Origin of the sequence: Curtobacterium sp. PhB142, assembly GCF_004341255.1 — a bacterium.
In the GTDB taxonomy this organism is placed as follows: domain Bacteria; phylum Actinomycetota; class Actinomycetes; order Actinomycetales; family Microbacteriaceae; genus Curtobacterium.
The window spans coordinates 322,159-342,725 of sequence record NZ_SLUT01000004.1 but is presented as its reverse complement, the minus strand read 5'-3'; the positions used below and the strand labels follow the sequence as shown (position 1 = coordinate 342,725).

At 70.5% G+C, this 20,567-nt stretch carries 22 protein-coding genes and 1 tRNA gene; 7 read left to right on the top strand and 16 right to left on the bottom strand.

The window, feature by feature from the left end:
- Positions 1-57: 57 nt before the first annotated feature.
- The 5 genes from EDF31_RS10370 to EDF31_RS10350 form a co-directional block, all read right to left on the bottom strand.
- Entirely contained in the window at positions 58-261 is a 204-nt protein-coding gene (locus EDF31_RS10370; protein ID WP_111085222.1) for a cold-shock protein, read from the bottom strand.
- A gap of 181 nt (positions 262-442) precedes the next feature.
- Entirely contained in the window at positions 443-1,048 is a 606-nt protein-coding gene (locus EDF31_RS10365; RefSeq protein WP_131846061.1) for a LytR C-terminal domain-containing protein, read from the bottom strand.
- Positions 1,045-1,416 (bottom strand): DUF3263 domain-containing protein, encoded by a 372-nt coding sequence (locus EDF31_RS10360; RefSeq protein WP_243649966.1) that lies wholly within the window; start codon positions 1,414-1,416, stop codon positions 1,045-1,047. The genes EDF31_RS10365 and EDF31_RS10360 overlap by 4 nt, the downstream gene beginning before the upstream one ends.
- 96 nt (positions 1,417-1,512) lie before the next feature.
- Complete coding sequence (locus tag EDF31_RS10355) at positions 1,513-2,592, bottom strand: DUF2332 family protein (RefSeq protein ID WP_131846060.1); 1,080 nt, start codon at positions 2,590-2,592, stop codon at positions 1,513-1,515.
- A complete protein-coding gene (locus tag EDF31_RS10350; RefSeq protein ID WP_131846059.1) occupies positions 2,592-3,065 on the bottom strand; it encodes a GNAT family N-acetyltransferase in 474 nt (157 codons plus the stop codon). Before EDF31_RS10350 ends, EDF31_RS10355 begins: the two co-directional genes overlap by 1 nt.
- 65 nt (positions 3,066-3,130) lie before the next feature.
- Here EDF31_RS10350 and msrB point away from each other — a divergent pair, with 65 nt between their 5' ends.
- Together msrB and EDF31_RS10340 are read left to right on the top strand one after the other, a co-directional pair.
- Positions 3,131-3,538 (top strand): peptide-methionine (R)-S-oxide reductase MsrB, encoded by a 408-nt coding sequence (msrB, locus tag EDF31_RS10345; RefSeq protein ID WP_131846058.1) that lies wholly within the window; start codon positions 3,131-3,133, stop codon positions 3,536-3,538.
- 37 nt (positions 3,539-3,575) lie between these two features.
- Positions 3,576-3,651: transfer RNA gene (locus EDF31_RS10340), tRNA-Thr, on the top strand.
- A 104-nt stretch (positions 3,652-3,755) separates the two neighbouring features.
- Here the strand turns inward: EDF31_RS10340 and EDF31_RS10335 are convergent.
- The 3 genes from EDF31_RS10335 to EDF31_RS10325 form a co-directional block, all read right to left on the bottom strand.
- Entirely contained in the window at positions 3,756-4,463 is a 708-nt protein-coding gene (locus EDF31_RS10335; protein WP_165901386.1) for a DUF3800 domain-containing protein, read from the bottom strand.
- Positions 4,464-4,703: 240 nt separating this feature from the next.
- Positions 4,704-5,735, bottom strand: coding sequence for an aldo/keto reductase (locus tag EDF31_RS10330; protein WP_131846056.1), 1,032 nt, complete (start codon positions 5,733-5,735; stop codon positions 4,704-4,706).
- An 81-nt stretch (positions 5,736-5,816) separates the two neighbouring features.
- The gene (locus tag EDF31_RS10325; RefSeq protein WP_111085229.1) at positions 5,817-6,596 is read right to left on the bottom strand and encodes an alpha/beta hydrolase; all 780 of its coding nucleotides are present in this window, start codon (positions 6,594-6,596) and stop codon (positions 5,817-5,819) included.
- Between the two features lie 34 nt (positions 6,597-6,630).
- Here EDF31_RS10325 and EDF31_RS10320 point away from each other — a divergent pair, with 34 nt between their 5' ends.
- The gene (locus EDF31_RS10320) at positions 6,631-7,329 is read left to right on the top strand and encodes an NAD(P)H-hydrate epimerase (RefSeq protein WP_131846055.1); all 699 of its coding nucleotides are present in this window, start codon (positions 6,631-6,633) and stop codon (positions 7,327-7,329) included.
- Between the two features lie 26 nt (positions 7,330-7,355).
- Here EDF31_RS10320 and EDF31_RS10315 read toward each other — a convergent pair whose 3' ends face one another.
- Positions 7,356-8,498, bottom strand: a complete 1,143-nt coding sequence (locus EDF31_RS10315; RefSeq protein WP_111085230.1) for a glycerol dehydrogenase — start codon at positions 8,496-8,498, stop codon at positions 7,356-7,358.
- A gap of 112 nt (positions 8,499-8,610) precedes the next feature.
- Here EDF31_RS10315 and EDF31_RS10310 point away from each other — a divergent pair, with 112 nt between their 5' ends.
- The gene (locus tag EDF31_RS10310) at positions 8,611-9,504 is read left to right on the top strand and encodes a neutral zinc metallopeptidase (protein WP_131846054.1); all 894 of its coding nucleotides are present in this window, start codon (positions 8,611-8,613) and stop codon (positions 9,502-9,504) included.
- A 3-nt stretch (positions 9,505-9,507) separates the two neighbouring features.
- Here the strand turns inward: EDF31_RS10310 and EDF31_RS10305 are convergent, their stop codons facing one another.
- On the bottom strand, positions 9,508-10,458 hold the full coding sequence (locus EDF31_RS10305) for a thioredoxin domain-containing protein (RefSeq protein ID WP_123936858.1): 951 nt from the start codon (positions 10,456-10,458) through the stop codon (positions 9,508-9,510).
- A gap of 264 nt (positions 10,459-10,722) precedes the next feature.
- On the opposite strand from EDF31_RS10305, the gene ugpC reads away from it, so the two are divergent.
- Positions 10,723-11,823: a sn-glycerol-3-phosphate ABC transporter ATP-binding protein UgpC gene (ugpC, locus tag EDF31_RS10300; protein WP_123293301.1), complete on the top strand. Its 1,101-nt coding sequence runs from the start codon at positions 10,723-10,725 to the stop codon at positions 11,821-11,823.
- A gap of 88 nt (positions 11,824-11,911) precedes the next feature.
- Positions 11,912-13,222: a DUF4032 domain-containing protein gene (locus EDF31_RS10295; RefSeq protein ID WP_131846053.1), complete on the top strand. Its 1,311-nt coding sequence runs from the start codon at positions 11,912-11,914 to the stop codon at positions 13,220-13,222.
- 438 nt (positions 13,223-13,660) lie between these two features.
- Here the strand turns inward: EDF31_RS10295 and rlmB are convergent, their stop codons facing one another.
- The 4 genes from rlmB to EDF31_RS10275 are packed head-to-tail and all read right to left on the bottom strand — an operon-like array spanning position 13,661 to position 17,842.
- The gene (gene rlmB / locus EDF31_RS10290; RefSeq protein ID WP_123936859.1) at positions 13,661-14,671 is read right to left on the bottom strand and encodes a 23S rRNA (guanosine(2251)-2'-O)-methyltransferase RlmB; all 1,011 of its coding nucleotides are present in this window, start codon (positions 14,669-14,671) and stop codon (positions 13,661-13,663) included.
- A 28-nt stretch (positions 14,672-14,699) separates the two neighbouring features.
- Positions 14,700-16,109: a cysteine--tRNA ligase gene (gene cysS / locus EDF31_RS10285; protein WP_123671505.1), complete on the bottom strand. Its 1,410-nt coding sequence runs from the start codon at positions 16,107-16,109 to the stop codon at positions 14,700-14,702.
- 18 nt (positions 16,110-16,127) lie between these two features.
- Positions 16,128-17,318 (bottom strand): 2-C-methyl-D-erythritol 4-phosphate cytidylyltransferase, encoded by a 1,191-nt coding sequence (gene ispD / locus EDF31_RS10280; protein WP_131846052.1) that lies wholly within the window; start codon positions 17,316-17,318, stop codon positions 16,128-16,130.
- A 41-nt stretch (positions 17,319-17,359) separates the two neighbouring features.
- On the bottom strand, positions 17,360-17,842 hold the full coding sequence (locus EDF31_RS10275) for a CarD family transcriptional regulator (RefSeq protein ID WP_017888066.1): 483 nt from the start codon (positions 17,840-17,842) through the stop codon (positions 17,360-17,362).
- A gap of 137 nt (positions 17,843-17,979) precedes the next feature.
- On the opposite strand from EDF31_RS10275, the gene EDF31_RS10270 reads away from it, so the two are divergent.
- Positions 17,980-18,516, top strand: coding sequence for a hypothetical protein (locus EDF31_RS10270; RefSeq protein ID WP_131846051.1), 537 nt, complete (start codon positions 17,980-17,982; stop codon positions 18,514-18,516).
- A gap of 84 nt (positions 18,517-18,600) precedes the next feature.
- Here EDF31_RS10270 and EDF31_RS10265 read toward each other — a convergent pair whose 3' ends face one another.
- Positions 18,601-19,281: a response regulator transcription factor gene (locus EDF31_RS10265; protein WP_111085241.1), complete on the bottom strand. Its 681-nt coding sequence runs from the start codon at positions 19,279-19,281 to the stop codon at positions 18,601-18,603.
- A complete protein-coding gene (locus EDF31_RS10260) occupies positions 19,278-20,444 on the bottom strand; it encodes an ATP-binding protein (protein ID WP_131846050.1) in 1,167 nt (388 codons plus the stop codon). The genes EDF31_RS10265 and EDF31_RS10260 overlap by 4 nt, the downstream gene beginning before the upstream one ends.
- Between the last annotated feature and the right edge of the window lie 123 nt (positions 20,445-20,567).

Below are 20,567 nucleotides of genomic sequence, written 5' to 3'. Positions count from 1 at the left end.
GCACGACGAACGCGCCGCCCCTGACGGGACGGCGCGTTCGCGATGAGTGTCGTGCGTTCAGGCCGGTCGGACTGCCTCCGCCTGCGGGCCCTTCGACCCGGTGCCGACGTCGAACACCACTGCCTGGCCCTCCTCGAGGACCTTGTAACCCGACATGTCGATGGCCGAGTAGTGCACGAACACGTCCTGGCCTCCTCCATCGACGGTGATGAAGCCGAAGCCCTTTTCAGCGTTGAACCACTTCACGGTTCCGTTGGCCATGATCTCTTGCTCCCTGGTACTGCCGTGCGAACGACGTGTTCGCCGTCTGCAAGGGACTCTGCTCGAAGCGCGCCGATCAGGCAAGAGGTGTGACGTTGTTTCACGTCGATTCCGTCAGAAATCAACGTGCCCGAAACACGACCGTCACAAATGCGGGTGGGGAGCGCCCGCGGAATGCGGATCAGCCGGTGTAGTCGGCCCCGAGCACGACGCTCACGTCGGCGTTCGGGAACGCTGCCGACTGCTGCACGGCGGTGACCCCGAGCTGCTTCGCGATGCCCTGCGCGACCGCCGCCTGTGCGGCCTGCTGGTAGTACACGACGGTCGAGGTCGACCCGGTCGTGCCGGCGTCCCCGGTCGAGGCGACCTGCCAGCCGGCACCGGTCAGTGTGGCGCTGGCGCGGGCGGCGAGACCGGTGGTCGTCGTGCCGTTCAGGACGACGACGGTGGTCGTGCCCTGCTGTGCCGGCGTCGCGGCAGCGGCTCCGGAGTCCGCACCCGACCCGGCCGACGACGACGCCGAGGGCTTCGAGGTGGCGGACGCGGACGGCTTCGACGTGGCCGACGAGCTCGTCGACGCCGAGGGCGAGTCCGAGCCGCTGAACGAGTAGCTGCCGTTCAGGAGCGCGAGGACGAGCACACCGATGCCGACGAGCACACCGGTGGCGAGTGCCGCCCAGGCGAACGCGATCCAGCCACGGCCGCGGCGCTGGGCACCGCGGTGTGCGCCGACCCGGGGGCCGTCGGCGACGTCGTCGAACCGGTCACGGGGGTATCTGGTGCTCATCGTTCCTCTTCACGTCCTTCGGGAGCAGCACCGGGCGCGACGAAGCTGCGCGTCGCCCGGGCGCTGGTGCGCGCGTGCCGGAGCCGCTGCAGCCTGCTGACGAGCTGCGGGTCGTACGCGAGTGCCGCGGGCGAGTCGATCACGCGGTTCAGCACCTGGTAGTAGCGCGCCGCCGACATCTCGAACTCGACCCGGATCTCCGCTTCCTTCGTGCGGTCGTGCCGTGCCCGGTCGTGCTCGAACGACAGCACACGCTGCGCGAGCTCACTGAGCTGGTCAGCGCGGTGCTGGTCAGCGCGGTGCTGGTCAGCGCGGTGCTGGTCAGCGCGGTGCTCGTCAGCGCGGTGCTCGTCGGTGGGGCTGGTCACGGCGGTTCCGATCACGGTCGGGTAACGGGTCTCGCACATCGTAGGGGCGGAGAGCATCCGGACCCTGGCACGGCGCTGGACTGTCGCGAACACCGGTCACAGGTTCGGGTCGCGGAACCAGCGCACACGCGTGCCGAACGGGTCCGAGACGGCGACCGCGGTGCCGTCGATCGAGGCCGTGGCGAAGGCGTCCGGATCCGCCACGTCGACGTCGTCGGGCAGCGTCGCCGCCACACCGCGCAGGATCCCGGTGCGTTCGAGCGCGATCCAGTGCACGCCGCGTTCGCGGACGCGGTCCACGAACCGCTGGCGCTCGGCACCCGGCACGTAGACAAGGGTGCCGGTGGTCAGCACGACCGGCTCCACGTCGTCCGGCAGGGCGTCCAGTGCACGGTCGAGGTCGCCCGGCAGCGTGCCCCGGATCCGTACGGGAGGCACGGCGAGCGTCGCGCGCGCCGCCTCGCGCATCAGGGCGGTCCGGTCCAGGGCCTCTGGTGGGACCGCTTCGACCAGACGGTCGAACGCGCCGTCCGCCCACAGGTCGATCGGGTTCGGGTCGAGCAGCACCCGCGCACCGACGCGGATCGGCGCGCGGGCCGGAGCCGGCACCGTCCCCGAGGCCTCGACGACGAGCCGGATCGACGGGTCGTCGACCGCCGTGTGCATCCGGACGACCTCGGTGCGCGCCCCGCCGTGGTCGTCGCGCCCCGAGGAGTCGGGGCGCGACGACAGCACCGGGGCGCGATCCGCCGGCACCCGGGACTCCGACTTCCGGTGGTCGAGCGTGACCCGGTCCGGGATCGAGCAGAGCCCGGCGGCACCCCCTGCGTCCACCAACCCGAGCGGCCGCGAGGCCCGCTCGGCGAGCGCCGCGAACAGCGGGACGACGGGACCGAGCCGCCGCGGGTCGTTGGCCTGCACCGTGGCGGAGGCGAGCGCTGCGACCAGGGCGGGGCGGGCCTCCCGACCGATCGCGCGCAGCGCACCGGGGTCCGACGGATCCGCGCCGAGCCGCCGCGCGACCGCGAAGAAGAGTTCCGGCTGCCGCTGCTGCTCGGCGACCTCGTCGAGGAGCGCGACCAACGCAGGGTCGAGCGACCGCGCCCAGGCGGCGTAGGACGGGGACACGGCCTCGATGCGGTCGGCGTAGGCGGCGTACCGGCCGAGGGTGTCCATCAGCGCCCCGGGCGGTGCATGCCGACGTGCCGGATGCCGGCTTCGTCGTAGGGCGTCCCGAACCGGACGAAGCCGTGGCGTTCGTAGAGCGCGGCGACGTACTCCTGGGCGTGCAGGACGACGGGTTCGTGCCCGTGGGCCGCGAGCACGGCGGCGACGAGCCGGCCAGCGATGCCCTGCCCACGGTGGTCGGGGTGCGTCGCGACCCGGCCGATCACCCAGGACGGCGGCGGTGCATCCGCCGGGTGCTCCTCGCCCGCAGCCGGTCGGATCAGCCTCAGGTACCCAACCGCTTCGGTGTCCGTACCGAACCACCAGTGCTCGGTCTCGGGCTCGCGGTCACGGCCGTCGAAGTCCTCGGCCGTCACCCGTTGTTCGAGTGCGAAGACGCGGTTCCGGAGCACCACGATGCCGTACAGTTCGTCCGTCGTCAGACGGGTCCAGCGGGCGTGGTGCACGGAATGCTCGGACATCGTCGCGAGTTTACTGAAGTGGTCGGGAGTGCCCGGAAGAACCCGACCGGAAGCAGGAGGAAACAATGGCATACAACGTCGACAAGTCCGACGCCCAGTGGCGCGAGGACCTCTCCCCGGACCAGTACGCCGTCCTGCGTCAGGCGGGGACCGAACGGCCGTGGACCGGTGAACTCCTCGACGAGGAGCGTGCTGGCGTCTACACCTGTGCGGCCTGCAACGCAGAGCTGTTCAAGAGCGGCACGAAGTTCGACTCCGGCTGCGGCTGGCCGTCGTTCTACGAGTCGGTGAACCCCGACGCCGTGCAGCTGATCGACGACAAGTCGCTCGGCATGGTGCGCACCGAGGTCCGTTGCGCGAACTGCGGTTCGCACCTGGGCCACGTGTTCCCCGACGGCTTCGGCACCCCCACCGGCGACCGGTACTGCATGAACTCGATCTCGCTGAACTTCTCGGAGAAGCCGGCCGAGTGAGACCCCGACGCCCTCACCGGTAAGATGAGCGGCGTCAGCCGGCATGGCGCAATTGGTAGCGCACCGTACTTGTAATACGGGGGTTGCGGGTTCAAGTCCCGCTGCCGGCCCCATATACTGGATTCGCAGGCCGCGACCTCTTCGCCGCCCGCACCGCCTTCAGCCCCGCCGCGAGCGGGGCTGTCGTGCGTCCAGGGCTTCTTCCACCCCGCACTCGTCAGGGCCAGACCCCCGCGCTGTACGCGCAGCTCTCGATGTCCGAGACGAGTGCGGAGAGGACCCGCGCCTGACGATGATCCCGTTCGTCTACGGTCTGGGACCGCACCCAGACGAACGCGACGAGATCAGCGACCTGCAGCATCCTGGAGTAGTGGCTCGGCGCGAAGTGCACCGTGTCGAGAAGCCGTTCAAGCCGGGTTTGCATGTACGTTCCCGGGGTCCCGTAGGCCTGGTACACCGCGAAGCGCTCACGATGACGGTCCCGATCCGACCGTTCGTCCGCGATGACCAGGGCGTGCATCTCCAGGTCGCCGGCCCTCCTGTCCACCCGTTGCAGCAGGTGCTGGAACGCAACCTGCTCCGGAGTGTGCCGATCGCGGAACCCACGCGTGTCCTGGTAACGGCGGAGTTGCTCCGGCCGAGCGCCGCGGAGCAACACGGTCGCGCCGGAGGCAACAACGGCTTCGACGACGTCGAGGAACACCTTCACGCGCACGCGCGGAGGCACCCCGCTCCATGCTCCCTTTCCGTGGAAGATCGGATGGGCGTGGAACTCCGTCTGCGGCTCGACGCCGTACTCCTGGAGCGCGGCGACGATCTCGTGCATGCGTTGCGTGAGCCAGCGGGTCTGCGAGGCATCCGCCATCACGGCGCCGAACCCGTAGAGGTCCGGTTTGAACGATTCGTCGACGAAACAGAGCAGCACGCTGGAATACTGCCGTACACGATGCGCGGCAGGGATCGCGACGCACTGCCGGGCACGAAGCGATGCCCCGGGTGATCACTCACCCGGGGCATCGGCGCGTGTGGAACACGGATCAGGGAGTGTTCCGGGCGCTGGACGCGGTAACCAGCCGGTCGTGCGAAGAGGATGACACCTCACCGAACCGTGCGTCCACACCCGGAGCCCACATCAGCGCGAATCCGCACGAACGTGCACGGATCCTCAGCGCCCGCCGGTGATCTTGCGCCCCCGCTGTGCGACGCCCGCGGTGCCGTACGGGTAGTCGTCGATGCGCGGCGCGCTGGCGTCGGTGAGCTGCGTGAGCTCCGCGTCGGTCAGCACGAGGTCGGCCGCACCGAGGTTGTCCTCGAGCTGGGACACGGTCCGGGCGCCGAGGATCACGCTCGTCACCGCCGGCCGGGCGAGCAGCCAGGCGAGGGCGACCTGCGACCGCGAGGCGCCGTGCGCGTCGGCGACGGCGGACACCGCGTCGAGGACGGCCCAGGTGCGCTCGTCACCGTTCCGCGCTTCCCAGGCCTCCATGCCGCGTGCCGGGTTCTCGCCGAGGCGGGTGGAGCCGGTGGGCGCTTCGTCGCGCTGGTACTTGCCGGACAGCCAGCCGCCGGCCAGGGGCGACCAGGGCAGCAGGCCGATCCCGGCGTCGAGGCTGGCGGGGACGATCTCGTGCTCGATGTCGCGGACGAGCAGGTTGTACTGCGGCTGCAGGGTGACCGGCGGGGCCCAACCGTGCGCCTTCGCCTCGTACACGGCCTTCGTGATCTGGTAGCCGAGGTAGTTCGAGAACCCATAGGACCCGATCTTGCCGACGGAGATCGCGTCGTCGAGGAACCGCAGCGTCTCCTCGATCGGCGTCAGGGCGTCCCAGGCGTGCATCTGGTACAGGTCGATGTGCTCGACGCCGAGGCGCTCGAGCGAGGCGTCGAGGGCGACCCGGAGGTGCCGGCGCGACAGGCCGACGTCGTTCGGACCGTCACCCTGCGGGAAGCGGCCCTTGGTGGCGAGGACGACCTGCTGCGCCTCGGTGGGGTGTGCCGCGAGCCAGCGACCGATGATCCGCTCGGACTCGTTCCCCGAGTAGACGTCGGCCGTGTCGATCAGGGTGCCGCCGGCCGCGACGAACGTGTCGATGATGGTGTGGGAGGTGGGTTCGTCGGCTTCGCTGCCGAACGTCATGGTGCCGAGGGTCAGCGTCGACACCGATGTCCCGCTGTTGCCGAGGAGTCTGTAGTCCATGGCCGGGACGGTACGCGCGGTGTCCCGGGACAACGAGGACCTACGAGTACCCCTCAGCGCGGGGCGGACAACGCGCCGCGGTCAGGAACGCAGGAACGCCAGCGCGGCTTCGCGGAACGCCCGCGACGTCGGCGCGTTGAAGTGGTTGCGCCCCGGGATCTCGAAGAACGACGCGTCCGGGGCCGCCTGCGCCAACCGCACGGCGCTGTCGCGGATGCCGTCCTCGCTGCCGGCCGCCATCAGGATCGGCTGCGCCGGGGCGTTGTCGGGCGTGGGCTCGATGCTGTTGCGCATCCCCTCGACCATCGCCACGAGCGCTGCGAGGTCGTTCCCCTCGACGTTCCCGGCCATGGTCAGGTAGCCGTTCGTCACGCGGTCTTCGATCGGCGTGCCGTCCGCCAGGTACGCCTTCGCCTGGTCGACCCGCACGCGGCGCATCGGGTCGGCGTCCGGGATGCCGCCGAACACCGCGCGGGTGATGCGGTCCGGCAACCGTTCGGCGGTGTGCCAGCCGACGCGTGCGCCGAGCGAGTACCCGAGGAACGCGACCTCGTCGAGCAGGTACGTGTCGATGACGGTGGTGACGTCCGCGACGAGCAGGTCCATCGAGTACGCGCCGGGGTCGCGCGGCTTCGCGCTCGCACCGTGCCCGCGCTGGTCGAACGCCAGCACGCGGTAGCCGGCGCGGACGAGGTCGCGGGTCCAGCCGGAGGCGTGCCAGTTCAGCACCGCGCCGGAGGCGAACCCGTGCACCGCGACGACCGCAGGGGCGTCGGGATCGCCGAAGTCGTAGGTCGCGATCCGGAGGCCGTCGGGCGACATCACGATGCGGGGACGGGGCGCTTCGGGGACGAGTGACATGTCCCCTCCAGGGTACCGGGGCACTGTGGTCGCCATGGACGGCTACGGCGGTGACCAGATCCGGGCGGCAGAGCGGCCGCACCTCGATGCGGGTGAGCCCCTCATGCAACGAGCGGCCGACGGGCTGGCCCGCATCGTCGGCGACCTGCTCGACGATCCGGCCGTCCGGCCGGGCGACGGACCGGGGTCCGTCCTACTGCGGGTGGGCAGCGGCGACAACGGTGGCGACGCCCTGTTCGCGGGTGCGCGGCTGGCGGCGACCGGGAGGCACGTGGCGGTCCTGCGCGTCGGCTCACGCGTGCACGAGGCGGGCCTGGCAGCGGCGCTGGACGCCGGGGCGCGCCTCCTCGATGATCCTGCCGGACCGGAGGCTGCGGTGACGGACGCGGCACTCGACGCCGACCTGGTGCTCGACGCGATCCTCGGGATCGGGGTGCAGGGGCCTGCGGCCCTCCGCTCCCCCGCCCGCGAGGTCGTCGACGCCATCCGTGAACTCGCCCGCGACCAGCGCGCACCGTTCGTCGTCGCCGTCGACGTGCCGAGCGGCATCGACGTCGACACCGGTGGGATCGCGGACGACCACGTGCTGCACGCCGACGTCACGGTCACGTTCGGCGGGGTGAAGGCCGGGCTGCTGACGGGGCCCGCCGCCACCCTCGCGGGACGGATCGAGCTGGTGGACGTCGGGATCGGTGCGGACCTGGCGACGATGGAGCCGCTGGTCCGCACCTGACCCCGATCCGTCAGCGCAGCAGTCCCTCAGTGGTGCTGGTACAGGACCGGCTCCGGCAGACCGTGCTCGGCGCGGATGCTCCGCGCGATGCCCTCGACGGCGATGAGCGCGTCCACCACGAGTTCCGGCGTGACCGGGAACGGCATGTTGTGGATGGTCTCGCCCTCGACGGTCGCGGCCTCGGCCACGGCGCGGAGTTCCGTCGTGTCGTCGACGGTCAGGCCGATCTCGGTGAGGGTGTTCGGCAGGCCGACCTTCGTGGTGAAGACGACGAAGTCCTCGATCTCCTCGGCCGGTGCACCCTCGAGCACGAGCTGCGCGATCGTGCCGATGTTGACCTTCTGCCCGTGCGCCAGACCGTGCGCCTGCGGAGCGGCGGTCAGTCCGTTGTGGATCGCGTGCGCTGCCGCCAGTCCGCCGGACTCGAACCCGAGGCCCGACAGCAGGGTGTTCGCCTCGACGACCTTCTCGAGCGCGGGCGTGACGACCCCGGCCTTCACGGCCTCGATGGCCTGCAGGGCGTTCTCGTGCAGCAGCTTCCAGGACAGCTCGGCGAGCGCGACGCCGGTTTCGGTCTGCAGCCCGCCGGCCATGGTGTCGGCGTTCGCACGCTTGGCGGCACGGGCCTCGACCCAGGTGGCCAGGGCGTCGCCGATGCCCGCGACCAGGAACTGGACGGGAGCGTTCGCGACGAGCTTCGTGTCGATGAGGACGAGGTCGGGGTTGTGCGGGAAGAACCGGTACTCGATGAACTCCCCTTCCTCGGAGTAGATCACCGCGAGCGCCGAGGTCGGGGCGTCGGTGCTCGCCGCCGTCGGGACACTCGCCCAGCGGATGCCGGCCAGGTGCCCGGAGGCCTTGGCCGCGTCGATCGCCGAACCGCCGCCGAGCCCGACGATGACGTCCGCGTCAGTCGACCGGATCTGCTCGACGAGGTCGTCGACCGCCTTCGGCGTCGCGAAGCGACCGAAGCCGACCCGCTCGACCCGCAGGTCGGCCGCCTGGAAGCTCGTCGTCACCGCGGCCTCGACGATGCCCCACACGACGTCGTCGGCGACGATCAGGGGGCGCTTGCCGATGGGGGCGACGAACTCGCCGACGCGGGTGATCGCGTCCTTGCCCTGCACGTAGCGGGCGGGGCTCATCACGGTGCTGATGGGAGTGGCCATGGTTGCGGTTCCTTCCGGTTGTACGACACGTGTCGGGGTCGCCGACGTCCCAGACGGTACGCGCGGGGCATGCGTGCGGCGTGCGAGTCCCGTGGGCCGTACATTCGGGGGCATGACGTTCAACGACGATTCGCAGCTCAAGGGCGGCAGGGTGAAGCGCCGGGGTCGGACGGCCGCGGTCGGCGGCGGCGCCGTCGGCGTCACGGCGATCGTCGTCTTCCTGATCGCGCAGTTCACGGGCGTCGACCTCAGCGGGTTCGTCGACGGCGGCAGCGGCACGACGCAGATCCAGCAGCAGGACCAGCCGGTCGACGCCGCGCCGGAGTGCCGCACCGGGCGAGACGCCAACCTCAAGGTCGAGTGCCGGATGGAGGGCGCCGCGGAGTCACTCGACGGCTACTGGACGGCCGAGGCCCGGAAGCTCGGGATCTCGTACACGGCGCCGGACTTCTTCCTGTTCGACGGCTCGACCGACACGTCGTGCGGTCAGGCGTCCGCCGCCACCGGGCCCTTCTACTGCCCGCCGGACCGCGCGATCTACCTCGACACCGCGTTCTACGACGACCTGCAGTCGAAGTACGGGTCGTCGGGCGGGCCGCTCGCGCAGATGTACGTCGTCGCGCACGAGTGGGGCCACCACATCCAGCAGCTGCAGGGTGCCTTCGCGAGCACGGACCGATCGGGCACCGGGGCCTCGTCCGGCAGTGTCCGCGTCGAGCTGCAGGCCGACTGCTACGCCGGCGCCTGGGTCGGCGACGCGGCGAACACCGAGGACGCGAACGGCGAGACCTTCTTCGAGCCGATCAGCCGGTCCGAGATCGCCGATGCCCTGTCCGCCGCGAGCGCCGTGGGCGACGACAGCATCCAGGAGCGCTCGAGCGGCCGGGTCGATCCGGACTCGTTCACGCACGGCTCGAGTGAGCAGCGCCAGAAGTGGTTCGTCCGCGGCTACCAGCAGGGCGCGACGAGCTGCGACACGTTCAGCGTCCCTGGTTCGTCGCTGTAGCGATCAGCCCTTCGTCGGCGTGGGCGTCGGTGTCGCGCTCCGCGTGCGGGACGGCGTCGCGCTCGGCGTGGGGGTCGGGGTGGGCGTCGCCTCGGTGGCACCGGCCGCGGTGACCACGAAGGTGCGGAAGTCGTCGTTCGTGATCGGCGACGTGAGCTCGTACTGCTGCCCGTTGACGAGCACCAGCGGCGTGCCGGGGAAGTCGCTCAGGGTCGACCCGGGGATGTCGCCGCCGGACACCGCGGTCGTCTGCTCGTCGACCCACTTGCTGTAGTCCTGGTCGGCGATGCAGCTCGTGACGGCCCGGCGGTCCTGCAGGCCGGAGACCCCGGTGACGACCTTGGTGAGCTGCGCGTCGGTGAGCCCGGGTGTGCCTTCTTCCGGCTGCTCGGCGTAGAGCGCCTTGTTGACCGCGTAGAACTGGTCCGGCGAGTGCTCGGCGACGCAGGCCGCGGCGTTCGCGGCGCGCAGTGAGTACTTGGTGCCCTGCGACCGGTTCGACAGGACCGCGAGCGGGTGGATGTCGACGGTGGCGGCGCCGGAGTCGACGAGGCTCTCGATGTAGTCGCCGTTGGCCTGTTCGAACTCGCCGCAGGTCGGGCAGAGGTAGTCGACGTACAGCGTGATGCGCACCGTGCCCGCACCAGCGGTCGCCGAGGCGCTCGGCGACGCACTGCTCGACGCGGTCACGGGCTTGAGCCCCTCGCCGAGGGTGATGCCGCCCTGCGACATGGTCGAGGGCCCGGGGCCTGCTGGCTTCACGGAGTCGACCAGGACGAGCGTGACGACGGCGGCCGCTGCGAGCAGGACGACACCGAGTCCGATCTGGAGTCCGAGCCGGGTTCCGCGCTGGCGGCGCTTCTGCTGTGTCCTGTGGCGCTGCGCTCGCTGTCGGGCGGCTTCGCGGCGCTCGTTCCGCGCGGCGCGGGCATCACCCTCGGGGCGGTTGGTCATCGGTGCGTCGTCCTCCTGATCGGCGTCCGCACGACCTACCCCCGCTCGGCGGACGGACCCGGCGATTGTAGTGGGCCGCTCTGGGAACCACCCAACCACGCTCTGGGAACCGACCGGCCAGGGGGAAAACACTGGCGCACCCGCGAGAACTCGTGTTGTATGAACCTCGATGGTCGACGACGACCATCCGGGGCCCTCGCGGGCTGACCGCTTCACTCGGATCGTCCGGCACGTACCTGCCGGTGAAGAAAGGACCGAACGCTCATGGCGTCCGTCACCTATGACAAGGCAACCCGTCTCTACCCCGGAGGCAACCGTCCCGCGGTCGACTCCCTCGACCTGGACGTCGCCGACGGCGAGTTCCTCGTCCTCGTCGGCCCCTCGGGTTGTGGCAAGTCCACCTCGCTCCGCATGCTGGCCGGCCTCGAAGAGGTCAACTCCGGTCAGATCCGCATCGGCGACCGCGACGTCACGGACGTCCCGCCGAAGGACCGCGACATCGCGATGGTGTTCCAGAACTACGCGCTGTACCCGCACATGACCGTCGCCGAGAACATGGGCTTCGCGCTCAAGATCGCCGGTGTCGGCAAGGACGAGCGCGCCACCCGCGTGCAGGAAGCCGCGAAGCTCCTCGACCTCGAGGACTACCTCGGCCGCAAGCCGAAGGCGCTCTCCGGTGGTCAGCGTCAGCGCGTCGCGATGGGCCGTGCGATCGTCCGTCAGCCGCAGGTGTTCCTCATGGACGAGCCGCTGTCGAACCTCGACGCCAAGCTCCGCGTCCAGACCCGTACGCAGATCGCGTCGCTCCAGCGTCGTCTCGGCGTCACCACGGTCTACGTCACGCACGACCAGACCGAGGCACTGACCATGGGTGACCGCATCGCGGTGCTCAAGGACGGCATCCTGCAGCAGGTCGGCACGCCGCGCGACCTGTACGAGAAGCCGAACAACGTCTTCGTCGCGGGCTTCATCGGCTCGCCGGCGATGAACCTGCTGCCGGCCGACGTCGTCGAGGGCGGCATCAAGTTCGGCACGCTCAACCACGCGATCGACCGCGACACGCTCTCCAACGCGCGTTCCGCCCAGATCACCGTGGGCATCCGCCCCGAGGACGTCGTCGTGGCGCAGTCGGGCGAGGGCCTCCCGGTGACGGTCGACGTGGTCGAGGAACTCGGCGCCGACGGCTACCTCTACGGTCACGCCGACGTCAAGGGCACGCGCGTCGACATCGTCGCCCGCGTGGACGGCCGTTCGCACCCGTCGATCGGTGACACCATCGTGGTGACGCCGAAGTCGGGCCACGTGCACGCCTTCGACACCGAGTCGGGCGAGCGCCTGGACGACAAGGCCGTCGTCAGCGCGTAACCGAAGCGCACTCCCCGAGAGCCCGCGCCGCCTCACAAGGGCGGGTCGCGGGCTCTCGGCTGTCCCCCACGACACCGAAGGATCCACCGTGCCCGACTCGATGTCCATCACCGCAGCGACCGTTGACCCCGGTCTGCTCGACCTGCCGTGGGACCTGCCGCTGGCGGACTGGCCCGACGACACGATCGTCGCGCTGCCGAAGGGCATCTCGCGGCACCTCGTGCGCTTCGTGCACCTGAGTGGGTACGTCGCTGCCGTGAAGGAGACGGGCGAGGAGATCGCGCGCTCCGAGTACGAGATGCTCCGCACGCTGCAGCGCATGGACGTGCCGTGCGTCGACCCCGTCGCCGTCATCACCGGTCGGGTCGACGCGGACGGCGAGCAGCTGCACCCCGTGCTCGTGACGCGGCACCTGCGCTTCTCGCTGCCGTACCGCGCGCTGTACTCGCAGACCCTGCGCCCGGAGACCGCGACCCGTCTCGTCGACGCCCTCGCGTTGCTGCTCGTCCGGCTGCACGTCATCGGCTTCTACTGGGGCGACGTGTCGCTCTCGAACACGCTGTTCCGTCGCGACGCGGGCTCGTTCGCCGCGTACCTGGTCGACGCCGAGACCGGCAAGCTCTACCCCGGCGGTCTGTCGAACGGGCAGCGCGAGAACGACCTCGAGGTCGCGCGCGTGAACATCGCCGGCGAGCTCCTCGACCTCGAGGCGGGTGGCCGTCTCGACGAGAACGCCGACCCCGTGGACGTCTCCAACCGGATCGTGGCGCAGTACCGGACGCTCTGGACCGAGCTCACGGGCACCGAGCAGTTCGACATCAAGGAACGCTGGCGCATCAACGACCGCGTCGAGCGGCTCAACGAGCTCGGCTTCGACATCGAGGAGCTCTCGATCCACACGACCGAGGGCGGTTCGCAGGTGCGGATCCAGCCGAAGGTCGTCGACGCCGGACACCACCAGCGACGCCTGCTGCGGCTGACCGGCCTGGACGCCGGCGAGAACCAGGCCCGACGCCTGCTCAACGACCTCGACTCGTACCGCGCACGCAACGGCCGCGACGAACTCGACGAGGAGATGGTGGCGCACGAGTGGGTCTCGCGGGTCTTCGAGCCCGTCGTCCGCTCGATCCCCCGTGACCTGCGCGGTCGCCTCGAACCCGCGGAGGTCTTCCACGAACTGCTCGAGCACCGCTGGTTCATGTCGCAGGAAGAGGAGCGGTCGGTCTCGCTGCCCGAGGCCACCACGGCGTACATCAACGACGTGCTGCGCCACCGCCGCGACGAGCGCCTGCTCATCAATCCGCCGACTTCGTCGATGACGCTGCCGATCCCCGTGGTCGACGACGCGGAACCCGCAGACGACGACGCCGACGTCCAGGACTGGCGCACCACCGTCTGACGCGGTCCCCGGTCGGTCACGACACCCCGCCGGGTGGGTGCCGACTGGTCACAGACCGTCGCCGGCGGCGTCGCGCAGCGACGACACGTGACCACCCGGAGGACACCGTCCGACATGTCGTGACCGTTCGGGGTCCGTGAACGCGACCGCCTGGAGGCCCGGCGCGCGTCTCGGAGACCGGCGCCGCACCTCCAGACCGTCACGCCTGCACCGCCGGTGATGCCGTTGGACGTCGAGCGGTCACGACACCCCGCCAGGTGCACGTCGGCCGGTCACGGACCGTCACCTAAGGCGTCGCGCAGCGACGACTCGTGACCACACGGCGGGCATCATCCGACGTGTCTTGACCCGTCCGGCCTGACCCGGCCGGCACCGCACGCAGGAACGGCCGCCTCCCACAAGGGGAGGCGACCGTTCCTGCGGACGAAGCGCCGGGGCTTACTCGGCGCGACGGCGCCGGGCGACCTCCCACAGGGTGACGCTCGCGGCGATGCCGGCGTTGAGGGACTCAGTCGCACTCGAGATCGGGATCGACACGATCGCGTCGCAGGTCTCGGTGACCAGGCGCGACAGGCCCTTGCCCTCGGAACCGACGACGATCACGATCGGGCGGTCGGCGAGCGCGAGGCCGTCGAGCTCCACGTCGCCGTCGCCGTCCAGACCGAGGACGAACAGGCCCATCGACTTGAGGGACTTCAGCGTCTGGGTGAGGTTCGGGGCCATCGCGACGGGCGTGCGGGCCGCGGCGCCGGCCGAGGTCTTCCACGCCGACGCGGTGACGCCGACCGAACGACGCTGCGGCACGATGACGCCGTGTCCGCCGAACGCGGCGGTCGAGCGGATGATCGCACCGAGGTTGCGGGGGTCGGTGATGCCGTCGAGCGCGACGAGCAGCGGGACCTGGTCGCGCGAGAAGGCCTGCTCGACGATGTCCTCGGACACGGCGTACTGGTACGCGGGCACCTTGAGCGCGACGCCCTGGTGCACGCTGTCGTGGCCGGTGATGCGGTCGAGCTCGGGGCGCATGAGCTCGATGATCGGCACGCTGCGGTGGTTCGCGAGCGTCAGGATCTCCTTGACGCGGTCGTCGACCTCGATGCGCGACGCGATGTAGAGCGTCGTCGACGGGGTCTTCGTGCGCAGCGCCTCGAGCACGGAGTTGCGGCCGGTCACGAGCTCGGAGTCATCGGTCTTCCGGGCCGGCGGACGACCGGTGCGGCCCTGCGGGGTGCTCGAGGAACCGTGACGGCCCTTGGCTGCCTCGAAGCGGTCCTTCGCCGCCTTGCGCTTGCCGGCGGGGTGGTACGGCCGGTCCTCGGCCTTCGGGGTCGGCTTGCGACCCTCGAGCGCCTGGGCACCCTGACCACCGGAACCGACCTGCTTGTTGCCCTTGCGACCGGTGCGGACGGCGCCGGGCCGACCCTTCTTGCTTCCCGAGACGTTCTTCATGCGTAGCTCCTGTTCGGCACTGCCGTGTTCAGGCGATGCTCCAGCGTGTTCCGGACGGCGTGTCCTCGATCGTGATGCCCGCGGCGGCGAGGTCGTCGCGCACGCGGTCGGCCGCAGCGAAGTCCCGTGCTGCCCTGGCGTCCGCGCGCTCCTGCACGAGGCGTTCGACGAGAGCGGCGAGCGGGCCTGCCGAGGTGTCCTGACCGCCCCCCGACCAGTGGGCGGCTCGCGGGTCGATGCCGAGGACCTCTACCATGGCGGCCACCTGATGGTACGCGACCCCGAGCGTTTCCGCATCGTCGGCGTCCAGGGCAGCGTTGCCGGTGCGCACGGTCTCGTGCAGGACGGCCAGCGCCTGGGGCACTGCGAGGTCGTCGTCCATCGCGGCAGCGAAGGCGTCCGGCACGGCGGGGGCGTCGGCGAGGTGCACGCCTTCGAGCCGCACCTCGGCCCGCTGCAGGAACCCGTCGATGCGGTCGTAGGCCGCCTCGGCCTCGGCCAACGAGCCGTCGTGGTGGTCGATCGAGGAGCGGTAGTGCGCGGCGCCCAGGAAGTACCGCACCACGGCCGGACGGGCAGCGGCCAGGAAGTCGGCGGCGAAGATCGAGTTGCCGAGCGACTTCGACATCTTCTGGCCCTCGACCGTGACGAGCCCGTTGTGCAACCAGTACGACGCGAACGGGTCGCCCGCCGCGGTGGACTGCGCGAGCTCGTTCTCGTGGTGCGGGAACCGCAGGTCGAGTCCGCCGCCGTGGATGTCGAACGCCGGACCGAGGTACCGCCGCGACATGGCGGAGCACTCGATGTGCCAGCCCGGACGACCGGGGCCCCACGGGGAGTCCCACGACGCGGTCGACGGCTCGCCGGGCTTCGCACCCTTCCAGAGCGCGAAGTCGCGGGCGTCCCGCTTGCCGCGGGGGTCGGCGTCGGCGGCCTCGACCATGTCCTCGCGACGCTGCCGGGTGAGTGCCCCGTAGGACTCCCAGCTGCCGGTGTCGAAGTAGACGTCGCCCGAGTCGTCGGCGGCGACGTAGGCGTGACCGCGGTCGATGAGCTTCGTGATGATGTCGTGCATCTGCGGCACGCTCGCTGTTGCCCGCGGCTCGTAGGTCGGGGGCAGGATGCCGAGGGCGTTGTACGCGGCGGTGAACTCGAGCTCGACGCGGTAGGCGCGGGCGAACCACGCTTCGTCGGTGCCGGCGGCCAGATCGAGCACCTTGTCGTCGATGTCGGTGACGTTCCGCACGAGGGTGACGCGCAGACCGCGGTACGTCAGCCAGCGGCGCCAGATGTCGTAGACCAGGGCCGAGCGCAGGTGCCCGATGTGCGGCGACGACTGCACCGTCGGACCGCAGACGTAGACGCTGACCTGTCCGTCGACCAGGGGGACGAGGTCGACGACGGCTGCGGCGCGGGAGTCGTAGAGGCGAACGGTCACGATCCCAAGCCTAGGACGTCAGGCCGGTCGGGTGACGGCCGTGGCGATCGCGGCGAGCCCCTCGCCCCGGCCGGTGAACCCGAGGCCGTCGGTCGTCGTGCCGGACACCGCGACGGGGGCACCGACGACGGCGGACAGGGCGTCCTGCATCTCGGCGCGACGGGCCCCGATGCGCGGCCGGTTCCCGATGACCTGGACGGTGACCGACACGGGGACGAGGCCGGCGTCGGCGAGCAGCCCGACGGCACCGCGGATGAAGACGTCCCCGGCGGCACCGGCGTAGGCGGGGTCCGCGGTGCCGAACGTCCCACCGATGTCACCGAGGCCACCCGCGGAGAGCAGGGCGTCGCACACCGCGTGCGCCACGGCGTCACCGTCGCTGTGCCCGGAGAGGCCGGGTTCGCCGGGGAAGTCGAGCAGGCCGACGCGGCACGGCGACTCGACGTCGAACGCGTGCACGTCGACCCCGAGCCCGAGCCGGGCCGCCGAGGCACCGGGGTCGCCCGGGACCGTGGCGCGCGACCGGACGATCGACTCTGCTCGTCCGAGGTCCCACGGCGTCGTGATCTTGAAGGCATCGGCGTCACCCGGCACGAAGCGCACCGTGCCACCGGCCGCCTGGAACACGCCGGCGTCATCGGTCTCGGACTGCGTCGACACCGCGTACGCCCGTCGGAGTGCGTCGAGCGGGAAGCCCTGCGGCGTCTGGACCCCGACGAGCGCGGACCGGTCGACGGTCTCGACGACCACGTCGCCGGACACCCGCTTGACCGTGTCGGTGACGGGGAGCGCGGGGACGACGCCGTTACCGGTGCCGGTCGCGACCGAACCCTCGACCGCGTCGAACACCCGGTCGAACTGCGCGGCCGGCGTGAGGCACCGCGCCGCGTCGTGCACCAGCACCGCGGTGACGGAGTCCGGCAGCACGCCCAGGCCGGCCTGGACCGAGCCGTGGCGATCCGTGCCTCCCGGAACCACCGCCGTGTACGCGACCGCAGCGCCCGCGACCGAGGCGACCACCTGACGGCAGTCCTCGAGCAGGGTCGACGGCGCGACCACGACGACCAGCGTCGGAGCCGACAACGTGAACAGCGGCTCGAGCGCCCGCGCGAGCACGAGCTGCCCCGCGACGGGCACGAACGCCTTCGCGGTGCCGATGCCGAGCCGGGTTCCGGACCCGGCTGCAACGACGACGACCGCCCGGTCCACCCCTTCGGGGAACCGTGCGGTCGTCGTGGTGTGCAGTGCGCTCAGGACGCGAGGACTTCGTCGAGGACGGTCGATGCCTTGTCCTCGTCGGTCTTCTCGGCCAGGGCCAACTCGGAGATCAGGATCTGCCGCGCCTTGGCCAGCATCCGCTTCTCGCCCGCGGACAAGCCGCGGTCCTGATCGCGTCGCCAGAGGTCGCGGACGACCTCGGAGACCTTGATGACGTCCCCGGAAGCGAGCTTCTCGAGGTTCGCCTTGTACCGGCGCGACCAGTTGGTGGGCTCTTCTGTGAACGGCGCCCGGAGGACCTCGAACACCTTGTCGAGCCCTTCCTTGCCGATCACGTCGCGGACTCCGACCAGGTCGACGTTGTCCGCCGGTACCTCGATCGTCAGGTCACCCTGCGTGACCCGCAGTTTCAGGTAGACCTTTTCCTCGCCCTTGATGACGCGCGTCTTGACTTCAGAGATGGTTGCCGCCCCGTGGTGGGGGTAGACGACGGTCTCGCCGACCTCGAATTGCATGTATCAGGCTCCGTTCCCAGACTTCCAGTTTACCACAAGGGGTGTTCGGGTAAGGGGACCCTCAGCACTGGGCCTTCCCGGTGATCGCTAAGATGGAGCGGGACCGTCTGGTCCTCATCGACTTACGGAGGAATCTCTTGCGAGCTCGGGTACTCGTGTCCGTCGCCGTTGCGGCAACCATCGCGCTGGGCGCCACCGGGTGCGAGTTCATGTCGCCCGCGCACACCGTCGACATCAAGCAGATCACCGACGGCGTCAACGTCTCGACCGGCAAGGTCGACGTGCGGAACGCCATCCTCATCTCGGACGACGGCGAGGGCGCGCGGTTCATCGGCACGCTGGTGAACAACTCCGACACCGACGGCATCACCGTTTCGGTCGAGATCGGTGGCGACACCGAGACCGTGCTGGTGCCGGCGAACTCGCACGTCGACCTGGCGAACGACTCGCAGCACGACACCCTCGACTTCGACAGCGCGGACGCGAAGCCCGGTTCGCTCGTCAAGGTGTACTTCTCGTACCCCGACGCCGAGGGCGTCTCGGCCAACGTGCCGGTGCTGACCACCGCGCAAGAGGAGTACGCCACCCTCGCGCCGACCTCGACCCCCGAGCCGTCCAGCCAGATCACGCTGCCGGTCGAGACCCCGTCGGCCACGCCGACGGACGGCGAGTAGCCACACCGCGCAAGCGCCACCGCGTCAGACGGGAGGCCCGGTGCGAGTCCCAGGGACTCGCACCGGGCCTCCTGTCCGTCCGTCTCAGGCCTCGATGCGGTACCCGAGACCGCGGACCGTCACCAGGATCTCCGGGGTGGACGGCACGCGCTCGATCTTCGAGCGGATGCGCTTGATGTGCACGTCGAGCGTCTTCGTGTCGCCGAAGTAGTCGGAGCCCCACACCCGGTCGATGAGCTGCCCACGGGTGAGCACCCGGCCGGCGTTCCGGAGCAGCAGCTCGAGCAGCTCGAACTCCTTGAGCGGCATCGCCGTCTCCGACCCGTCCACCGACACCGTGTGCCGCTCGACGTCCATCCGGATGCCCCCGACCTGCAGGATCCCACTGTCCGCCGGGTCGTCCTCGGTGCGTCGGCGCAGGACCGCACGGATGCGGGCCAGCAGCTCGCGCGTCGAGTACGGCTTCGTCACGTAGTCGTCCGCGCCGAGCTCGAGCCCGACGACGATGTCGACCTCGGAGTCCTTCGCCGTCAACATGATGATCGGCGCGTTCGACCGGGTGCGGATCTGGCGGCAGACCTCGGTGCCGGAGAGCCCCGGCAGCATGAGGTCGAGGAGCACCAGGTCCGGGTTCTCCGAGTCGAACTTCGACAGCGCGGTCACGCCGTCGGCCGCGACGGAGGTCTCGTACCCCTCACGCTGCAGCAGGAACTCCAGGGGCTCGCTCAGGGCCGGCTCGTCGTCGACGATGAGGATCTTGGTCACGATGGCTGCTCTTCCAGTTGCTCTTCGAGTGCGGTGGTCAGTTCGGTGTCCGCCTCGGGCAGGCGGATGGTGAAGGTCGAGCCCTTGCCGGGCTGCGACCAGACACGGACGTCGCCGCCGTGGTTGCCGACGACGTGCTTGACGATGGCGAGCCCCAGGCCGGTGCCGCCGGTGGCCCGTGACCGTGCCGGGTCGACACGGTAGAACCGCTCGAACACGCGGTCCAGGTCGGCCTCGGGGATGCCGACGCCCTGGTCGGTGATCGCGATCTCGACGAAGCCCTTCGCGGACCGGACGCCCACGCCGACGCGGGTGCCGTCGGGCGAGTACTTCACCGCGTTGGCGATGAGGTTCGAGACGGCGACCTGCAGCAGGCCCGGGTCGCCCATCACCCGGAGCTTCGACTTCTTCGCCCGGATGATCTCGATCGAGCGGGCGCGCGCGACGACCTCGTTCGCGTCGACCGCGGCCTGCACGATCTTGTCGACACCGGTCTCCTCGCTGTTCTCCAACGCGTCGACCGACTGCAGCCGGGACAGCTCGATGATGTCCTTCGTCAGGGCGCCGAGCCGTTCGGACTCGGTGATGAGCTGCGCGGCGAACTTCTTCACGTGCGCGGGGTCGTCGGCCGCGATCACGAGGGTCTCGGACAGCAGGCCGATGGCGCCGATCGGGGTCTTCAGCTCGTGCGAGATGTTGGCGACGAAGTCACGGCGGACCTCGTCGATGCGCCGGCTCTCGGTCAGGTCGTCGGCCGTGATGAGCACGTACCGGTTGCCGAGCTGCGCGGCCCGGAAGCTGAGGTAGCCGATGAGCTCCCCGTGCCGTCCGCGCGGGAGCTCGAGGTCCTCCGCCCCCATCTCGCCGCTCTTGCGCACCCGGTCGACCAGGTCGAGGAGTTCCTGGTGCACGAGCCGGCGCCGCACGACGAGTCCGACGGTCAGTGCCTGGGGCGATGCGGCCACGACCGTGTTCGACGGGTCGATGACCACCGCCGGGTTGTGCATCGTCGCGATCACCGCTGCGACACCGTCCGGCAGGGTGCGTTCCGCCACGTCTGCTGCACGAGCCGTGCGCTCGGCGGTGATGATCAGCACCACGACGCCCGCGCCGAAGACCCCGCCGAGGAGCATCGACAGTGGCACGAGCCACGCGTTGTCCATGCCGCCAGTGTAGGGATGGTCATGCGGGGTTCCGGTACCGTTCACCCGTCCCGGAAGGCCGGATCGCGAAGCGTTCAGCCCCACGTCACCGTTCGTTCACCTGGGCTGACGACACTCGTCCGG

What these genes read in the sequence shown, in the direction of transcription:
- EDF31_RS10320 (WP_131846055.1), top strand. Translation starts at nt 6,631, where the DNA reads ATGGACGGCTACGGCGGTGACCAGATCCGGGCGGCAGAGCGGCCGCAC.
- rlmB (WP_123936859.1), bottom strand. Translation starts at nt 14,671, where the DNA reads ATGAAGAACGTCTCGGGAAGCAAGAAGGGTCGGCCCGGCGCCGTCCGC.
- EDF31_RS10325 (WP_111085229.1), bottom strand. Translation starts at nt 6,596, where the DNA reads ATGTCACTCGTCCCCGAAGCGCCCCGTCCCCGCATCGTGATGTCGCCC.
- EDF31_RS10305 (WP_123936858.1), bottom strand. Translation starts at nt 10,458, where the DNA reads ATGACCAACCGCCCCGAGGGTGATGCCCGCGCCGCGCGGAACGAGCGC.
- EDF31_RS10315 (WP_111085230.1), bottom strand. Translation starts at nt 8,498, where the DNA reads ATGGCCACTCCCATCAGCACCGTGATGAGCCCCGCCCGCTACGTGCAG.
- EDF31_RS10355 (WP_131846060.1), bottom strand. Translation starts at nt 2,592, where the DNA reads ATGGACACCCTCGGCCGGTACGCCGCCTACGCCGACCGCATCGAGGCC.
- EDF31_RS10330 (WP_131846056.1), bottom strand. Translation starts at nt 5,735, where the DNA reads ATGGACTACAGACTCCTCGGCAACAGCGGGACATCGGTGTCGACGCTG.
- ugpC (WP_123293301.1), top strand. Translation starts at nt 10,723, where the DNA reads ATGGCGTCCGTCACCTATGACAAGGCAACCCGTCTCTACCCCGGAGGC.
- EDF31_RS10370 (WP_111085222.1), bottom strand. Translation starts at nt 261, where the DNA reads ATGGCCAACGGAACCGTGAAGTGGTTCAACGCTGAAAAGGGCTTCGGC.
- EDF31_RS10365 (WP_131846061.1), bottom strand. Translation starts at nt 1,048, where the DNA reads ATGAGCACCAGATACCCCCGTGACCGGTTCGACGACGTCGCCGACGGC.
- EDF31_RS10260 (WP_131846050.1), bottom strand. Translation starts at nt 20,444, where the DNA reads ATGGACAACGCGTGGCTCGTGCCACTGTCGATGCTCCTCGGCGGGGTC.
- EDF31_RS10310 (WP_131846054.1), top strand. Translation starts at nt 8,611, where the DNA reads ATGACGTTCAACGACGATTCGCAGCTCAAGGGCGGCAGGGTGAAGCGC.
- EDF31_RS10350 (WP_131846059.1), bottom strand. Translation starts at nt 3,065, where the DNA reads ATGTCCGAGCATTCCGTGCACCACGCCCGCTGGACCCGTCTGACGACG.
- EDF31_RS10275 (WP_017888066.1), bottom strand. Translation starts at nt 17,842, where the DNA reads ATGCAATTCGAGGTCGGCGAGACCGTCGTCTACCCCCACCACGGGGCG.
- msrB (WP_131846058.1), top strand. Translation starts at nt 3,131, where the DNA reads ATGGCATACAACGTCGACAAGTCCGACGCCCAGTGGCGCGAGGACCTC.